Below are 15,742 nucleotides of genomic sequence, written 5' to 3'. Positions count from 1 at the left end.
CCCCGTGAGTCCCCGAAGGGATGGATCATGACCACACACCTTTCCCGCCGAACGCTGCTCGGCCTCGCCGGTGCCGGCGCTGGCGCCTACCTGCTGAGCGCCTGTAGCGACGACGAGAAATCCAGCGACCCGAACGCCCCGCAGACCATCAACTGGTGGCACATCCAGAACACCGACCCGATGCTGCCGGTCTGGGCCGCGATGGCCAACGAGTACAAGACCGCGCACAGCAACGTCACGTTGACGATCCAGCCGCTGGAGAACGAGGCCTTCAAGGCCAAGCTCACCACCGCCACCCAGGCCGGCGACCCGCCGGACCTGTTCCAGTCCTGGGGTGGCGGCGTGCTCAAGCAGCAGGTGGACGCGGGCCTGGTCAAGGACCTCACCGACGACGTGAAGGATCTGGTCGGCGGCATCCTGCCCGCCGCCATGCAGCCCTACACGATCGACGGGAAGATCTACGGCATCCCGTTCGACATCGGCATGGTCGGGTTCTGGTACAACAAGGACCTCTTCACCCGTGCCGGCATCACCGAGGCTCCCGCCACCTGGGCTGCCCTGCTCGACGCGGTCCGCAAGCTCAAGACCGCCGGCATCACCCCGGTCGCCCTGGCCGGCAAGGACAAGTGGCCGGCCCACTTCTACTGGTCCTACCTCGCCATGCGCATCGGCGGCGTGGGCGCGTTGCAGAAGGCCGTCGACGACAAGAACTTCGACACCCCTGATCTCGCCGCCGCCGGCGAGCGGCTCAAGGAGCTCGTCGACCTGCAGCCGTTCCAGAAGGGGTTCCTGGGCGCCGAGTTCGGCTCGCCCGACGGGCAGGCCGCCACGATGGGCAACGGCGGCGCGGCCATGGAGCTGATGGGGCAGTGGGCACCGGCGGTGCAGGCGTCCAGCTCCACCAGCAAGAAGGGCCTCGGCGACAAGCTCGGCTTCTTCCCGTTCCCTGCCGTGGACGGCGGCAAGGGCTCCGCGACCGAGGTCTTCGGTGGCGGCAACGGTTTCGCCGTCGGCAAGGACGCGCCGGCCGCCACCATCGACTTCCTGAAGTTCCTGCTCAGCGCCGAGAACCAGAAGCGGTCCGCGCAGACCGGCGCGGTGCTGCCCACGGTGAAGGACGCCACCTCGGCGATCAGCGACGCCAACAACAAGGTCGTCGCGGAGACCCTGGCCAAGAACACCGGCTTCCAGCTCTACCTCGATCAGGCGTACGCGCCCGCGCTCGGGCAGCAGATCAACGACAGCGTCGCCGAGATCATCGCCGGCAAGAAGTCGCCGGCGGCGATTCTCAAGGACATCACGCAGGTGGCAAAGACCGTCTGACCGTGATCCATCACCCATCCGTAGCCGGCCGTAGAACCCGAGTGGAGCAGGCATGACCAGGCCATCGACCGTGTCGGACACGAGGCGCGGCGACACGGCGACCGATCCGCCGGCACCGAGGCCGGGCACCGCGCGACAGCGCGGCCGCCAGCCCCGGCCGGGCCGGGGTGGCGTCCTCGCCGTGTTCCTGGCGCCTGCCCTGGCGCTGTTCCTGCTACTTGTCCTCGCCCCCATCGTGGTGGCCGGCTACGCCAGCCTCTACAAGTGGAACGGCTTCGGGCTGCCGGAGAATTTCATCGGGCTGGACAACTACACCCGCGCCTTCGGCGACCCGACCTTCCGCGGCGACCTGAGGCGCGGCCTGGTGCTGGTGGTGCTGTCGCTGGTCGTGCAGCTGCCGGTGGCGCTGGCCCTGGCCATGCTCCTCAACCAGCCGATTCGCGGCCGGGCCATCTACCGGCTGATCTTCTTCGCCCCGTACGTGCTCTCCGAGGTCACCACGGCTGTTCTGTTCACCCTGGTGTTCTCACCGAACCGAGGGTTGGGCGAGGGTGTCTCCCGGTGGCTGGGCGCCGACGCGGGCGCGGTCTTCGCCGACCCGGACACCGTGCTGTTCGCCGTCTTCCTGGTGGTGTCCTGGAAGTACTTCGGCCTCTACATGATGCTCTTCCTGGCCGCCCGGCAGGGAATCCCCAAGGAGTTGTCCGAGGCTGCGGTCACCGACGGTGCCACCGCCTGGCAGGCGTTCCGGCACGTCACCCTGCCCCTGCTCGGCCCGACGATCCGGATCAGCGTGTTCCTGTCCGTCATCGGCACCATCCAGCTGTTCGACATGGTGTGGGTGCTCACCGGCGGTGGTCCGATCCACTCCTCGGAGACGCTGGCCGTCACGATGTACCAGTTCGGCTTCCGCCGCTTCGAGGTCGGCTACGCGAGCGCCATCAGCATCGTCATGTTCCTGCTGAGCCTCGTCTTCGCCCTGTTCTACCAACGCATCGTGCTGCGTCGTGACACCGCGGGCGCGATCACCAACCAGGGAGGCCAGCGATGACCGCCACGGCGAGCCGTGCCCAGCGGACCCGCAGCGTCGTGCTGCACCTCGTCTGCATCGCCGTCGGCGCGCTCATCGTCGTGCCGGTGTGGTTCGGTGTGCTCGGCGGCTTCAAGGACAACGGCCAGCTGTCCACCAACCCGCTGGGCTGGCCCGACCCCTGGGTGCCGAACTACATCGACATCCTGAGCAACGGCGTGTTCTGGCGGCAGCTCGGCAACAGTCTGCTCATCGCCGTGAGCAGCACCGTCATCGTCGTCGGCGCGGCGGCGATGGCCGCGTTCGTCTTCGCTCGCTACGCCTTCCGGGGCCGCGAGTTCCTGGTGACGCTGTTCGCGATCGGCCTGATGTTCCCGTTCGCGGTGGCCATCCTGCCGCTGTTCGTCCTGCTGCGCGGCATGAACCTGCTGGACAACCCGCTGGGTGTCATCCTGCCCCAGGCCGCCTTCGGGCTGCCGATCACCATCATCATCCTGCGCCAGTTCTTCCGCACCATCCCGGCGGAGGTCGAGGAGGCAGCCGTCCTGGACGGCTGCGGCTCGTTCGGGTTCTTCTGGCGGGTCCTGCTGCCGATGGCCCGTCCGGCCCTGGCCACCGTGTCGGTGCTGGCCATCGTGACCAGCTGGAACAACTTCATGCTCCCGCTGGTCGTCTTCAGCGACCAGAGCTGGTGGACCCTCCCCGTCGGGGTGCAGGCCTTCCAGGGCCAGTACGCCGACGACACCGCACGGGTGCTCGCGTACGTCGTGCTGTCCATGCTGCCTGCCCTGGGCTTCTACGCCGTGGCCGAGCGCCAACTGATCGGCGGCCTGACCGGCAGCGTCAAGGGATGACACCGCGTCACCGCGAGCAGACCTGACGCTTCCAGCACGACGAAGGGGGGACCGTGGGCACGGAGAACGGCCGAAACGTCACCATCGCCATGATCGCGAGGTTGGCCGGTGTCTCCGTGCCCACGGTCTCCCGGGTCATCAACGGACGCTCCGACGTCGCCCCCGACACTCGGGAACGTGTTGAGGCCCTGCTCAACCGGCACGGCTACCGCCGCCGGTCACCGGCCCGGCGCACCGACGCCGCCCTCATCGACCTGGTCTTCAACGACCTGGACAGCCCGTGGGCCGTCGAGATCATCCGCGGGGTGGAGGACGTCGGTCAGACCAGCGGCGTCGGGACCGTCGTGTCGGCCATCCACTGGCGCATCTCCTCGGCCAAGCAGTGGCTCGACAACATGCGGACGCGTTCCACCGAGGGCATCATCTTCGTGACCTCGATGGTCAACCCGCCGTTGCAGGCCGAGCTGCGCCGCCTGCACCTGCCGGTGGTCATCATCGACCCCGCCGGTGTGGACCCCCAGGAGTCACCCACCATCGGCGCCACCAACTGGGCGGGCGCCCTGAGCGCCAACCAGTATCTGATCAACCTCGGCCACCGCCGCATCGGCTTCATCGCAGGCCCACCGCACCTGATGTGCAGCCGGGCCCGGATGGACGGCTACCGGGCCGCCCTCGGCGCCGCAGACATCCCCATCGACGACGCCCTCATCCGACCCGGCAACTTCTATCACGAGGCCGGGTTCAGCGCGGGCACACAGTTGCTGGCCCTGCCCGATCCGCCCACCGCCATCTTCGCCTCCAGCGACCAGATGGCCCTCGGCGTCTACGAGGCGGTCCGCAAGCGCGGCCTGCGGGTGCCCGACGACGTCAGCGTGGTCGGTTTCGACGACCTGCCGGAGGTCCGCTGGTGTTCACCGCCGCTGACCACCGTTCGTCAACCCCTCGCCGAGATGGGCATGCTGGCCGCGCGGACCGTGCTGCGCCTCGCGGGCGGCGAGAAGACCGAAAGCCCCCGGGTCGAGCTGGCCACCGAACTCATCGTGCGCGACAGCGCCGCACCGCCGCGAGAGTCCTCGTCGGGGCGGCCCCGGTCGTGACACCGTTCAGCCGCCACGGAGAGCGTCGTCGACGCCCGTCTCCCGTCGGCCGAGGTGCGCCGGGTCCCGACGGGACAGCAGATCCACTGCTGCCTTCAGACAGGCGCCGTTCTCCCGGGACGAGCTGACCCGCCAGGTCTGCGCGTACCGTCTCGCGGTCTCGTCACCCACTCCGCTGGCGTCGATGCCGAGGCCCCTGCACAGTGCCACCGCGCGGGGGAGATGGAACGACTGGGTCACGACCGTCGCGCGCCGTACCCCGAAGATCCGCTCAGCCCGCGCGCACGAGTCGTACGTGTCGAAACCGGCGTGGTCGAGCACGACCTTGCGCGCCGGCACGCCCCGGTCGACCAGCCAGCCCAGCATCGCGGCTGGCTCGTTGTAGTCCGCGTTCATGTTGTCACCGGACACCAGGATCGCCCGCACCTTGCCGGCGTCGAAGAGCCGTCGCGCGATCTCCAACCGGGCCGCGAGGAACGGCGACGGGTTGCCGTCGGTGTCCACCTTGGTCCCCAGCACCAGGGCGACGGGCGCATCCGGCACGGTTGCCTCGCTGTAGATGTGGCCGTCGGCCGCGTCGCGGATCCACACCACGCTGGCCACCGTGCCGCCGGTCAGCAGCACCGCGCCGACCACCACCGCCACGAAGGTACGACGAGCGAGTCGCCCGCGCTTCCCGTACCACCGTCTGAGCGCACCGGACCGTCCCCGCATGCCGAGAGAGTATTCGGGCCGTGCTCACGACGCCCGGCCCGGGGCCGACCAGCACGGCCTTCGGGTTTGGCTTTCGTTGCTAGGGTTTCGTGGGCCAGGACGGGGAGGCTGCGGGATGTCAGACGATGCCGGGGACAGCTGGACCGCGCGGGTGAACGCGTACCGCCAGGAGCTGGCGGGTCTGCGCGCGGGCCCACCGAGGACCGACGCGGTCGCGCAGAGCCGCGCCGACGACGCGCACGGGTCGGTGACCGTCGTCGCGGCGGCAGGCCGCCTGCAGTCGGTCGAGGTCGCCGCCCAGCTGATGCGGATGTCCGGTGCGGAGCTGAGCCCCCTGGTGACGGAGGCGTCCAACAACGCGCTCGCCGAGACCCGCGCCGTGCCGTCCGGTGTGGAGGCGGCACCGGACGTCTCACGACTGACTGACAGTGTGGCGGCGGTCCTCGCGGAGAGCGAACTGGCGATGCACCGCCTCCAGGGGGCGTTGGCCGAGGCTGTCGCCAAGGTGGGCCCGGCGACCGGGCTCGGTGGTGACCTTCCGGCGCACGGCTCGGCAGACCTGCTGCACGGTGTCCTGGACGTGTTGCGGTCGGCGAGCGCGACGACGCCCGGCCCCGATCAGGTCGAGGAGGGTGAGCGTCGGTGGACCGGGTCCGACGACGCTGGGCATGTCCTGGCCGAGGTGGATGTCGCCGGCCAGATCGTCCGCCTGGAGCTGGTGCCTCGTGCCGGTCGACTCACTTCCGCGGAGCTGGGTGCGTCGATCGTCGAGGCGGTCAATCGGGCCCTTGACGAGATCGACCCGGCGGACGCCCCGCAGGACGGGCCGTCCTGGGAGGACCTCGGCGGTCGGGCCGCTGAGCTGCAGGAGGCCAGCATCCGACAGATGGCTGCGCTGACCGGGGCGTTGACCGGCATGATGGCCCGCGTCCGGGAGCCGTGACGATGATCGAACGGGGTGAGGTGTGATGGCCGGTGAGATTGAGATCAACCCGGAGACGATCATCGAGGCGGGTGACAACATGGTCGCCTCGGCCCAGCGCATCCGCTCCGCGCTGTCCGCCTTCGACGCCGAGCTGGCCGCGTTCGGTGCGCCCTGGGGCAACGACGATCTTGGTTCGCTCATCGGCATGGTGTACGAGACGATCCGCGACCTGGCGCTGGAGAGCTACGACGCCAACGGGGTCGAGATCGAGGACATCGGCAAGTTGAGCCGGGTGATGGGCCTGAACTATCAGGAAACCGAGCGTGCCATCGTGGAGCACCTCGGCCGTTTCGGGGAGATGCTCAGCTGACATGGGAATGACGCTGCCCGCCGAGTTGGTGTCCCTGCTGGGCCTTCTGGGCTACACCTGGCCCGAGGCCGATGAGACCAAGTTGCTGGAGATGGGCCAGGCATGGCTCGCCTTCCCGGACCGTCTGGCCGCGCCGGTGGCCGACGCGGACAGTTCGGCACGGCAGGTGTGGATCGACAACCGGGACGACGCCATCGAGCGTTTCCAGGCCACCTGGCAGGCCGGCGACTCGGCGAAGACGAACCTCGACGACGGGGCTACCGCGGCGGCGTTGATCGGGGCCGGGCTCATGGTGTGCGCCGGCATCGTGCTCGCCCTGAAGATCAACGTGATAGTGCAGCTCACGTTGCTGGCCATCCAGATCGCGCAGGCCGTCGCGACGGCGGCGGTCACCTTCGGCGCCTCGTTGTTGGAGATCCCGATCTTCAAGCTCATCACCGGCGCCCTCATCGACCAACTGCTGAACATGGCGACCGAAGCGGTACTCGGTGGGTAGCCGCGGCAAGGCGGGCCTCTTCCGGCCGGTCGAGAAGTGGCTCCGGGCGCGAATGCGCCACCGCCGCTACGAGCACATCTTTCGTGGCCACGTCAACGCGAACGCCACCCCGCCCCGCGGCACCGGCTTCCACCACCGCTTCATGGGGGAGAACCCGCCCGGCGCCCGGGTCCGCGTCGGCCCCGACGGCCGGGAGATGATCCTGGAGCGGCACGTCGACGGCACGTACCGGGCCCGGGTCGATGTGCTCGACGACGGCGGTGTCTGGCGTCAGAAGCGGGGTTCGAGCACGTTCTTCCCGGACAACTGGACGCCGCAGCGGGTCGACGAGACGATCGAAGGCGCGTTCCGGTCGGGAGGTCCGCACCCGGCGGATCCGAACAAGTGGCAGGGTAGGGCCAACGGTGTGCTGGTGGAGGGCTTCTACAATCCGGGCGGCACGACGTGGTATTCGGCCTGGCCGGTGGGGGGAAGCTGACGATGGGGCACGTTGAGTTCGGTCGTAACCAGTACGGCGCGCCGACCATGACGAGCGGTGACCGGCGCTTCCGCGACCTCGCCTCCCAACTCACCAGCGACATCCAGAGCTACGCCCCGGACTGCCTGGAGTTGTTGCAGTGCATCGACGACGTGGTGTCCGGGCGTTCCGCGTACGAGGAGTACGAGGGCAACTCCGCCGTCGTGCGCTGCACGCCGACCGGTGTCACGGTGGACAGCCTCGGGCCTGTCCCGTCGGGTACGACGTACACGGTCGACGAGGCGCGCGAGGTCATCCTCACCTACTTCGACTTCCTGGCCCCGTCCGTGCAGGACAGGAAGCGGCACCTGGCGACCTGGGAGCAGGAGCACGGCGGCCCGTTCCCCGGCCGTCACCTGCTGCGCCTCGACGACTGACACCCCTTTCTTCGACGGGCCCGACGCGTCTGCGCCGATGCCGCTCCGGTCGGGCCCTTGAGATCTTCGATCCGACCGTGACATTCTTGGCCGTCGATTGCCTGCCGCGCCTGCGGGGGCCGACGCCCGTCCACAGGGCAGCCGGGATCCGACCAGGGATTCCGGGGGACGGGGCACGAGCGATGGGACACCGGGGCCTGTCCGTCCACGAGTCCGCCCCGCCACCGCGTCACATCCGTCCGGCTGGGCGACTCACCGTCGTTCACCGCGAAGGAAATCCGCCCATGAACCTCCCGAGAAGCCGCGCGACGCTGCTGGCGAGCCTGCTGCTCGCCGCGACCGCGCTCTCCGGCGTCAACCCACCCAACGCCAGCGCCGCACCCGACCCGGCCGCCGTCGCCGTCACCGTCGACGCCCGGGCGGGGATGGCGACCGTGCCCGACACCGCGCTGGGCGTCAACCACGCCATCTGGGACCAGAACCTCGGCACCCCCGAGACGTCGGACCTGCTCCGCGACGCCGGCGTGCAGATGATGCGTTACCCCGGCGGCTCGTACGCCGACATCTACCACTGGAAGGACCACACCGCGCCCGGCGGCTACGTCGCGCCGAACACCGACTTCGACACGTTCATGGCGGCCGTGAAGCGGGTCGGCGCACAGCCGATGATCATCGCGAACTACGGCACCGGCACCCCCGCGGAGGCCGCCGACTGGGTGCGCTACGCCAACGTGACCAAGGGGTACGGCGCGCGGTACTGGACGGTCGGCAACGAGAACTACGGCAACGGCCACTACGGGTCCGCCTGGGAGGCGGACGACCACCCGGACAAGAGCGCGACACAGTACGCGCGGCTGGTCGTCGAGTACGCCGACGCCATGAAGGCGGTCGACCCGAGCATCAAGGTCGGCGCGGTGCTCACCATGCCGGGCAACTGGCCGGACGGAATCACCGCCGGCAGCGACCCGGGCCCGTGGAACCAGACAGTCCTCTCCATCGCCGGCCCAAAGATCGATTTTGTGGACGTGCACTGGTACCCGGGCGGCAGCGCCGCCGACTCGCTGGCCCGCACCAGCCACATCTCCGATGCGACCTACCTGCTGCGGCAGCAACTCAGCCGTTACGCCGGCCCGAACGCCGACCGCATCAGCATCAGCTTCACCGAGTTGAACGTCGATGCCGGCCGGACCACCCAACCGGCCGCGCTCTTCCTGGCCGACGCCTACAGCGAGCTGCTGGAGAACGGCATCTTCACCGTCCACTGGTGGAACGTGCACAACGGCATCGGCACCGTCACGGAGGTCGCCGGGCAGACCGACTACGGCGACTTCGGCATGCTCTCCAGTGGCGCCTGCACCGAGGACGGCTCGGTCTGCGAACCACCGCTGAACACACCGTTCGCGCCGTACCACGGGTTGAGCATGATGAAGCTCTTCGCCAAGGCCGGTGACCAGTTCGTGCGGGCCGGCAGCGACGAGCCGCTGGTCAGCGCGCACGCGGTCCGCCGACGCAACGGTGACCTCGCGGTGCTGCTGGTCAACAAGGACCCGGACAACGCCCACCCGGTCACCATCGACTATGCCGGGTTCACCCCGTCGACCGCCGCGCCGACGGTGTCCACCCTCACCAACGGCGCCACCGGCATCGGCACCGGCCAGTCCGGCTCCGCCACCAGCCGGACGCTGCCGGCATACTCGTTGACCACGCTCGTGCTGCGACCGGCCGGCGCGACCGCCGGGCGGCCCTCGGCACCGGGCCAACCCACCGTCAGCGGCGTCACCGACCGGACCGCGACGATCTCCTGGCCGGCGGCGACCCCGGGCGGTAGCCCGATCGCCAAGTACGAGGTGTACCGGCAGAACGGCGGGCTCAGCGAGCAGCTCGGCGAGACGGCGGCCGCCTCGTTCACTGTCGGCAACCTCGTGCCGGGCAGCAGGTACACCGTCAACGTGGTGGCCCGGGACACCGCCGGTCGGGTGTCCTGGTCCTCGCCGCCGCTCACCTTCGCCACCGGCGGCCCCGCCGCCAGCGCGTGCACCGTCCGGTTCACCACGAACAGCGACTGGGGCAACGGCTACATCGGCGGCGTCGAGATCGTCAACAACGGGACCAGTCCGATCAACGGGTGGACGCTCACCTGGACCTGGCCCACCGGTTGGCAGCAGGTGAGCAGCGGCTGGAGCGCCACCTGGGAGCAGGTCGGCACCGCCGTGCGGGTCACGCCCACCGACGACAACCGGCAGATCGCCGCCGGCGGCAGCGTCAGCGCCGGCTTCGTCGGCGCGTACAGCGGACCGAACGTGCTGCCCACGGCGTTCACCCTCAACGGCACCGTCTGCACCACCGGCTGACCGAGCCACCAGCGGCGTCCCTGGTCAACCTGGCTCGGGTTGGCCCATCGAGGTCGGTGATGCCTGTGAGTCATCGTGATGACTCACAGGCATCGCGCTGGTCAGCGCGAGGGCCGTTGGCGGGCCACCTGCTGGTCACCCGTCACGGGCGCACTGCCGCGACGGCACGGCGTTGCTGAGGGGTTACGGGGCGGCCTCCGCGCCGTCGGGGTGGTGCCGCTGCGCGCGTCGGCCTGGGCATAGTCGCCCGCCCACCGGGAGGGCGACATCCTGGGTAGGGACGCTTTGGAGCTGATGTCGCAAACGAATCACACATTCACGTGCCCGCCCAATCGCCGGCCCGCTGGCCCGCCCGTTCCCAGCTCGCCCACCCGCCTGCTCGGTCGTCGTCTGATTCGTTGACGACATCAGCTCCAAAGGACCCGAACCTCAATGTCGCCCCCCGGACCAGCGGCGTGACAGCGGGCGGATTCTCGCTGGCGAGAAGGCCGACCGGCCGCAGGAGGGGATCCCTATCGGGCGGACGCCCAGCCGGTGAAGCGGTCATTCAGATCGGCCGGGGCGGCGCTCGGGTTGAGTGCGGCGAGGTTGGTGGCAGCCTCCGCCTGAAGCGCCGCCAGGTGGGCCAGCATGGCAGGACGATCCAACCGGTAGATCGCGAGGAGTCTGAGTTTGGCGGCCGAGCAGGGCCAAGCGATGCCGCACGTGCCGCAGCGCCACGTTGGGCGGGCCGGCTGGTGATCGGGAGCGCGACGGGGCATCAGCCGACCCGAGCCGAATCGCGCCGGACCGGCCGTCGAGCATCACGCCGCGGTGACGCAACCGGCTGGGCTGGCGCAACCGGCAGAGGCGGCGCGGCAGACCCGGAGGGCGCGGCGGGCGGAGCGGCCAGCCATTGTGCGCCGGCCGGCATGAGGTACAGCTCGCGCCGGGCGATGGCGTCGCCCTTCGGACCGAGCTGGTAGGCGTCGATCCACAACCAACCGTGGTACGTGTGCCGGTGGGCGAGGGCTCGGATCACGCGGACGGTGATGGGACGGGTGAACTGCGGGCTGGCGGTACGGGTCAGGTGCAGCAGATCGCCGGACCGCACCTGCACTGGCTGGTCTGTGGGCATGGTTTTCCCCTGGCTCGCGTTGGGAGGGGCCGCCCCGTGAGTGCTCGCCCAGAGGGGCGGCCCCGTTACGAACGGGTCCGCCGGGTCTCGGGTCCTCCACCGGCCGCGCCGCTGGTTTCACCCTGAATGGTGGGCACTTAGGATCGGAACAGTTACCGCTCGATCACGGAGCGCGGCAGTCAGATCTGGGCCTGGTGGAGAACGGTGTGGAATTTCGCGGAGCAGCTCGGCGAGCAAACTTTCTGCTCGGATTCCCAGGTGAGTGCGATCGAGACTGGAACAAAGCCGCCCACGCTGCCCTATCTGGCGGCGGTGGATAAGGCACTCGACACCGGAGGGCACTTCACAACGCTCTGGAACGAGCTGGTCAAGGGCGACGTTGCGCCGGTCTGGTTGCGCGAGTGGATCGAAACTGAGCGCGAGGCGACCGCGCTGCGCTGGTACGAGCACGCCTTGTGCCGGGGCTCCTGCAAACCGAGGCCTATGCGCGGGCAACCTTCCGGGCGGCACGGGTGCCGGCGTTCGAGCTTGATCAGCGCGTCTCCGCGCGGTTGGAGCGGCAGGCGGTTCTCGCCCGCGTCCCAGCCCCGCAGCTCTTCGTAGTCGTGGACGAGATGGCGGTTCGACGTGCGTGCGGTGGCCCCGACGTGATGGCCGAGCAGTTGGAACATCTGATGAGCTACGCCGAAGAACCGCATATTCAGTTGCACGTGGTCCCAATGTCGGCTGGCATGTACTCAGGCCTGGCAGGGGCATTCATTCTGGCCGACATGCCAGACGGGTCACGTGTTGGCTATGTGGACAATCAGCTTTCGGCGCAGATCGTGGAGCAGCCGAAGGGGATTGCTAGCCTGGGACTGTCGTGGGAGGCGGTCCGGGGCGAGGCTCTTCCACTGGGGCAAACCCTCGGCTTACTCAAGGAAGCGGCAAAGACATGGACATCATGACGGGTGCACACTGGCGGAAAGCCTCCCGCTCGTCCACCAATGGCGGAGCCTGCGTCGAGGTTGCGGACGATCTGCCTGGCATTGTCGGTGTGCGGGACTCCAAGGACCCCGATGGGCCGGCGCTGATCTTCGGGCCGGCGTCGTGGCGGGCGTTCGTCGCCGAGGTCGCGCGGCAGTCGTAACCCGGCCATCTGCACGCGAAGAGCGCCCGCCCCCGAAACCTGCGGGGACGGGCGCTTCGCTGTGCGGGATTCGTCAGCCGACCACCGACCGCAGCGGCACCTTGGCGTCGCGGAGCGCGCGTACCAGATCGCTCGCGAACGGGTGTTCGTCGACCTGGAGGCCCTGCGGGTTGGGGATCACGACGTACGCCGAGTCGTCCTTCGCGGACGCCTTGGCGTCCGTGGTGAAGCGTTCGACGATCGCCTCAGCGCGCGGCAGGTCCGCCGCCGCCACCTGGATGGTGATCGGCCGCCAACCGCCGCCCAGGTCCGGCGTGACCGGCGCGGCGGCGGCGCTGGCGCGCGCCGGGTCGACCCCGGCGGAACGCCGGGCGTCCGAGGCGTCCGCCGGGTAGAGCAGCGCGTTGGCGACCAGGTGCAGACCATTCTCGTTGTACGCCCGGAAGAGCGGATTGAACGCGAACAGCACCGCCCGGCCGGCACCGGTCGGCTCGTCGACCACTGCCGCCGTGCCCTTCAGGGCGTCCTCGCCGACGGTGTAGCCGTTGGCCCAGAACGTGTCACCCGTCGGGTAGCTGAGCACGTTCGTCCCGGTGGTGCTCGGGTTGAGGATCGGGTCGCTGTTGTTGAACTCGAAGTCCTCCGCCGGGCGGCCCAGCGCGACCGGGCTGTCGGTGTCGACGTCGACCCGCAGGTGCGAGCCGATCACCAGGTAGTCGGCCGGTTTGGTCTTCTCGGTGGTGGAGGTGAGCCCGGCCGCGCGGGCCACCCGTGTGCCCTCGTTGCGCAGCCCGAGGTAGGTGTGGCCCTGGGCGATCCAGTCGCGCAGGTTGGCCTGCCCGGTCGCGGTCAGACCGCCGGTCGCGCTGCTGCCGTCGGGGACCAGCAGCACGGTACGCCCGGTGAACGCCTCGGTGTTGTCGTTGATGTCGGCAGTGGTGACCGGTGTGAGGTCGAGCCCCCACCGCTTGCCGAGCACGTACCGGGCCTCGCCGTGCGAACCCGAGGTGGTGGAGATGCCGGTGCCCTGGAAGAGCCCGACGTCGGGCAGGGCCAGGCCGGTGCCGGTGGGCCGCCCGCCAGGGGTGAGGGTCACCCCGAACGACTCGGCCAGCTCGTCCACGGTGCGGCTCAGCTTGGTCGCCGGGATGGCGACGCGGCTGGTCTTCAGGTCACGGACCAGTGGGACGCCGCGACCGAGCAGGCGGAAGGTGAACTCCGCGGCGGCGGCCGAGTCGAGCGGGTACGTGTACGAGCCCCACGGCCACGCGAGCGAGCTCCGGCCGCCGGAGATTTCCCGGACCAGCTCCGCCTTCGGTCGGACGTTGTCGCCGGTGTAGATGGTGGAGACGCCCATCAACAGCGGGTTGCTCCAGGACGACACGTCGTAGAAGTAGGGGAACGGAACGTACGGGTCCTCGCCCATGATGGCCTGGATCCAGTGCTTCTGCGGCTGGTCCATCGGGATCCAGTACGCGCCCCTGGGCACTGTCACGTTCGTGGCGGTCCGTCCGCCGAAGACCCGCGCGGTGGGCACCCGGGTCGGCTTCTGCACCTCGTACACCTCGACGTCCATCCGGCGCAGCCGCTCGACGAGCTGCCGGACGTCGGCGAGCTGCCGGTCCGGCAGTAGGAAGTACGAGCGGATCTTGATGTCCGGCACGGGGAACTGGACCTCGTTGGTGGGCTGCACCACCTCGTTCGGCTCCAGGGTGCCCGCCCTGCCCTGGGCGAGCGCGTCGGTCCAGATGTCGAAGTAGCCGCTGAGCACCTCGCGCTTGTTCGCGGCGGCCCAGCCCAGCGTCGACCACTGGGTGTGGAACTGCTGCTGGACCCGGTCGGCCACCGCCGACGCGCTGCCCTTCTCGTACGTCATGCCGGCCGCACCGAAACCGGTGGTGGGCACCGTGTCGCCGTAACCCATGAAGAACATGTCGTACGTGTCGTAGTTGAAGTAGCACTCGGTGGTGACGGTGTCGTCGCAGGCCCCGTTGAAGCCGAAGCCGGCCTTGTTGGCCTCGCCGATCCGGTTGATCCAGTCCACCGCCTCGCCAGCGATCTCGTGGTGGATCGGGTCCGCGTTCGGCGGGAAGAAGTACTGCCGGCCACCCATCTCGTGCGCGTCGATGAACACCTGCGGCGGGTAGCGGCGCAGCAGTTCGAGCTTGCCGTCGGTCTCCTGCTGGGTGCGGGCGAACCAGTCCCGGTTCATGTCGAAGCCGAACTCGTTCTGCCGACGCGTCGCGTCGCGGCCGTCCGGGTTCTGGGTCGGAACGATGATGGTGACCAGGTTGTCGTTTCGCCGGGCGACCTCGCAGGACAGGCCCGCCGCCAACTCGTACAGCGTCTTGAGCGCCGCGTCGGTGCCGCTCTTCTCACCGCCGTGCACGTTCGCGGTGACCCAGACGATGGCCGGGCTGTCCTTCGCCGTCCGGTCGGCCGTCCGCGCGCTGGTCCGGCGCGGGTCGCGCAGGTCCCGTACGTCGTCGGCGATCTTCCGCAGGGCGGACGGCCGCACGTGGCGTTCGTTGGACACCACCGCGTACGGCAGAGGCTGGCCGAGCACGCTGGTGGCCATCACGCCGGTGACGACCCGGTTGGAGGCGCTGTCCACAGCCCCGAGGTACGTCCGCACCTCGTCGTTGGTGACGACCCGCTCCTGGCCTGCGCCGAGGGGGAAGCCGAGCACGGTCTCCGGGGCGGGCACGGTGCTCAGCCGGGAGGTCGGGTCGTTGCTGCAGGGGGAGGGTCGGGTGGGGCTCGCGGTCGCCGTGCCGCTGAGCAGGGGAGCCATGCCGAGCAGGAGCGCGATCGTGGCGGCACCCGCCAGCCGCTTCGGAGGGACCGTCCAGAACGGACGCGACGATGGGGCCATGTCTCGGGTTCCCTTCCTGGGGAAAGCCTCGCAGTGGCCGGAGCCTATGAACCGTCGATGCGCAGGTCAAGCTTCGATCGACTTCGGTGACTGCACGGGATGCTCGTGCCGGCGCCGGCTGGCAGGATGGCGGGGTGGGGTCCACCTCGCCCGGAAGGAGGAGACAGTGCCGGCGTCTCTTGAGATGATCACGCTCTCGGTCTTCCCGGATCTTCCGTCCGCCGATGCTCGGCGTTCGCTGACGTCCTGGTTACGCGCGGAGGATCGGCTGCGCGACGGGGTGACCACAACCTCGTCGGCGGGCGACACCGAGGTGCTGCGGGTGGTGGCCGACGACGCTGGCACCGTCATGGTGCTGGTGCAGGCGATCGCCGGCTGGCTGACCCATCGCCGCGACGACGTGACGGTCCAGCTCAGCCGTCCGGACGGCTGGTCGGCCGAGCTGGACGTGCACCGGGCTCGGGACATGGACGAGGTCACCGGGCTCATCGAGGCCGCCGTGCGCGCGGTTTCCCCCGGACAGGGCGCGCCGCCCGAGACCAGGTGATCACGGGCGGCGCGTCGCGG

At 69.6% G+C, this 15,742-nt stretch carries 16 protein-coding genes; 13 read left to right on the top strand and 3 right to left on the bottom strand.

Annotation, left to right across the window (positions count from 1 at the left end; genetic code table 11):
• The first annotated feature begins 27 nt into the window (after nt 1-27).
• From CLT68_RS25390 to CLT68_RS25375, 4 genes are read left to right on the top strand one after another with little or no spacing between them, the layout of a single operon-like run.
• Nucleotides 28-1,323, top strand: coding sequence for an extracellular solute-binding protein (locus CLT68_RS25390; protein ID WP_099854671.1), 1,296 nt, complete (start codon nt 28-30; stop codon nt 1,321-1,323).
• Nucleotides 1,324-1,375: 52 nt separating this feature from the next.
• The gene (locus CLT68_RS25385; protein ID WP_099854669.1) at nt 1,376-2,374 is read left to right on the top strand and encodes a carbohydrate ABC transporter permease; all 999 of its coding nucleotides are present in this window, start codon (nt 1,376-1,378) and stop codon (nt 2,372-2,374) included.
• The gene (locus CLT68_RS25380) at nt 2,371-3,207 is read left to right on the top strand and encodes a carbohydrate ABC transporter permease (RefSeq protein ID WP_088948779.1); all 837 of its coding nucleotides are present in this window, start codon (nt 2,371-2,373) and stop codon (nt 3,205-3,207) included. The genes CLT68_RS25385 and CLT68_RS25380 overlap by 4 nt, the downstream gene beginning before the upstream one ends.
• A 53-nt stretch (nt 3,208-3,260) precedes the next feature.
• A complete protein-coding gene (locus CLT68_RS25375; RefSeq protein WP_088948778.1) occupies nt 3,261-4,304 on the top strand; it encodes a LacI family DNA-binding transcriptional regulator in 1,044 nt (347 codons plus the stop codon).
• A gap of 6 nt (nt 4,305-4,310) precedes the next feature.
• On the opposite strand, the gene CLT68_RS25370 is transcribed toward CLT68_RS25375, so the two are convergent.
• Nucleotides 4,311-5,018 (bottom strand): ElyC/SanA/YdcF family protein, encoded by a 708-nt coding sequence (locus tag CLT68_RS25370; RefSeq protein ID WP_099854667.1) that lies wholly within the window; start codon nt 5,016-5,018, stop codon nt 4,311-4,313.
• 115 nt (nt 5,019-5,133) lie between these two features.
• Here CLT68_RS25370 and CLT68_RS25365 point away from each other — a divergent pair, with 115 nt between their 5' ends.
• The 6 genes from CLT68_RS25365 (at nt 5,134) to CLT68_RS25340 (ending at nt 10,054) form a co-directional block, all read left to right on the top strand.
• The gene (locus tag CLT68_RS25365) at nt 5,134-5,961 is read left to right on the top strand and encodes a hypothetical protein (protein ID WP_099854665.1); all 828 of its coding nucleotides are present in this window, start codon (nt 5,134-5,136) and stop codon (nt 5,959-5,961) included.
• Nucleotides 5,962-5,986: 25 nt separating this feature from the next.
• On the top strand, nt 5,987-6,313 hold the full coding sequence (locus CLT68_RS25360; protein WP_099854663.1) for a hypothetical protein: 327 nt from the start codon (nt 5,987-5,989) through the stop codon (nt 6,311-6,313).
• A 1-nt stretch (nt 6,314) separates the two neighbouring features.
• Nucleotides 6,315-6,809 carry a WXG100-like domain-containing protein gene (locus tag CLT68_RS25355; RefSeq protein ID WP_099854661.1) on the top strand — a complete coding sequence of 165 codons (495 nt, stop codon included), beginning with the start codon at nt 6,315-6,317 and terminating at the stop codon, nt 6,807-6,809.
• Entirely contained in the window at nt 6,802-7,287 is a 486-nt protein-coding gene (locus CLT68_RS25350) for an EndoU domain-containing protein (RefSeq protein WP_099854659.1), read from the top strand. The genes CLT68_RS25355 and CLT68_RS25350 overlap by 8 nt, the downstream gene beginning before the upstream one ends.
• A 2-nt stretch (nt 7,288-7,289) precedes the next feature.
• Nucleotides 7,290-7,703: a hypothetical protein gene (locus CLT68_RS25345; RefSeq protein ID WP_099854657.1), complete on the top strand. Its 414-nt coding sequence runs from the start codon at nt 7,290-7,292 to the stop codon at nt 7,701-7,703.
• Between the two features lie 284 nt (nt 7,704-7,987).
• On the top strand, nt 7,988-10,054 hold the full coding sequence (locus CLT68_RS25340) for a cellulose binding domain-containing protein (protein WP_099854655.1): 2,067 nt from the start codon (nt 7,988-7,990) through the stop codon (nt 10,052-10,054).
• 760 nt (nt 10,055-10,814) lie between these two features.
• On the opposite strand, the gene CLT68_RS25330 is transcribed toward CLT68_RS25340, so the two are convergent.
• A complete protein-coding gene (locus tag CLT68_RS25330; RefSeq protein ID WP_099854651.1) occupies nt 10,815-11,171 on the bottom strand; it encodes a hypothetical protein in 357 nt (118 codons plus the stop codon).
• A gap of 455 nt (nt 11,172-11,626) precedes the next feature.
• Between CLT68_RS25330 and CLT68_RS25325 the strand changes: the two genes are divergently transcribed.
• Both CLT68_RS25325 and CLT68_RS25320 read left to right on the top strand, forming a co-directional pair.
• On the top strand, nt 11,627-12,118 hold the full coding sequence (locus tag CLT68_RS25325) for a DUF5753 domain-containing protein (protein WP_486482312.1): 492 nt from the start codon (nt 11,627-11,629) through the stop codon (nt 12,116-12,118).
• Entirely contained in the window at nt 12,115-12,300 is a 186-nt protein-coding gene (locus CLT68_RS25320) for a DUF397 domain-containing protein (protein WP_412535448.1), read from the top strand. Before CLT68_RS25325 ends, CLT68_RS25320 begins: the two co-directional genes overlap by 4 nt.
• Before the next feature lie 73 nt (nt 12,301-12,373).
• Here CLT68_RS25320 and CLT68_RS25315 read toward each other — a convergent pair whose 3' ends face one another.
• The gene (locus CLT68_RS25315) at nt 12,374-15,175 is read right to left on the bottom strand and encodes a M14 family zinc carboxypeptidase (protein WP_099854648.1); all 2,802 of its coding nucleotides are present in this window, start codon (nt 15,173-15,175) and stop codon (nt 12,374-12,376) included.
• Nucleotides 15,176-15,341: 166 nt separating this feature from the next.
• Between CLT68_RS25315 and CLT68_RS25310 the strand changes: the two genes are divergently transcribed.
• Entirely contained in the window at nt 15,342-15,722 is a 381-nt protein-coding gene (locus tag CLT68_RS25310) for an effector-associated constant component EACC1 (RefSeq protein ID WP_143743239.1), read from the top strand.
• The last annotated feature ends 20 nt before the right edge of the window (nt 15,723-15,742 follow it).

This window comes from Micromonospora sp. CNZ299, assembly GCF_002754415.1.
The sequence above is the reverse complement of the archived record's forward strand: the minus strand, read 5'-3'. Positions and strand labels throughout refer to the sequence as shown.

Excerpts from the sequence above, each read along its gene's own strand:
- CLT68_RS25390 (WP_099854671.1), top strand. The coding sequence starts at position 28 with ATGACCACACACCTTTCCCGCCGAACGCTGCTCGGCCTCGCCGGTGCC.
- CLT68_RS25385 (WP_099854669.1), top strand. The coding sequence starts at position 1,376 with ATGACCAGGCCATCGACCGTGTCGGACACGAGGCGCGGCGACACGGCG.
- CLT68_RS25380 (WP_088948779.1), top strand. The coding sequence starts at position 2,371 with ATGACCGCCACGGCGAGCCGTGCCCAGCGGACCCGCAGCGTCGTGCTG.
- CLT68_RS25370 (WP_099854667.1), bottom strand. The coding sequence starts at position 5,018 with ATGCGGGGACGGTCCGGTGCGCTCAGACGGTGGTACGGGAAGCGCGGG.
- CLT68_RS25365 (WP_099854665.1), top strand. The coding sequence starts at position 5,134 with ATGTCAGACGATGCCGGGGACAGCTGGACCGCGCGGGTGAACGCGTAC.
- CLT68_RS25360 (WP_099854663.1), top strand. The coding sequence starts at position 5,987 with ATGGCCGGTGAGATTGAGATCAACCCGGAGACGATCATCGAGGCGGGT.
- CLT68_RS25355 (WP_099854661.1), top strand. The coding sequence starts at position 6,315 with ATGGGAATGACGCTGCCCGCCGAGTTGGTGTCCCTGCTGGGCCTTCTG.
- CLT68_RS25345 (WP_099854657.1), top strand. The coding sequence starts at position 7,290 with ATGGGGCACGTTGAGTTCGGTCGTAACCAGTACGGCGCGCCGACCATG.
- CLT68_RS25340 (WP_099854655.1), top strand. The coding sequence starts at position 7,988 with ATGAACCTCCCGAGAAGCCGCGCGACGCTGCTGGCGAGCCTGCTGCTC.
- CLT68_RS25330 (WP_099854651.1), bottom strand. The coding sequence starts at position 11,171 with ATGCCCACAGACCAGCCAGTGCAGGTGCGGTCCGGCGATCTGCTGCAC.
- CLT68_RS25320 (WP_412535448.1), top strand. The coding sequence starts at position 12,115 with ATGACGGGTGCACACTGGCGGAAAGCCTCCCGCTCGTCCACCAATGGC.
- CLT68_RS25315 (WP_099854648.1), bottom strand. The coding sequence starts at position 15,175 with ATGGCCCCATCGTCGCGTCCGTTCTGGACGGTCCCTCCGAAGCGGCTG.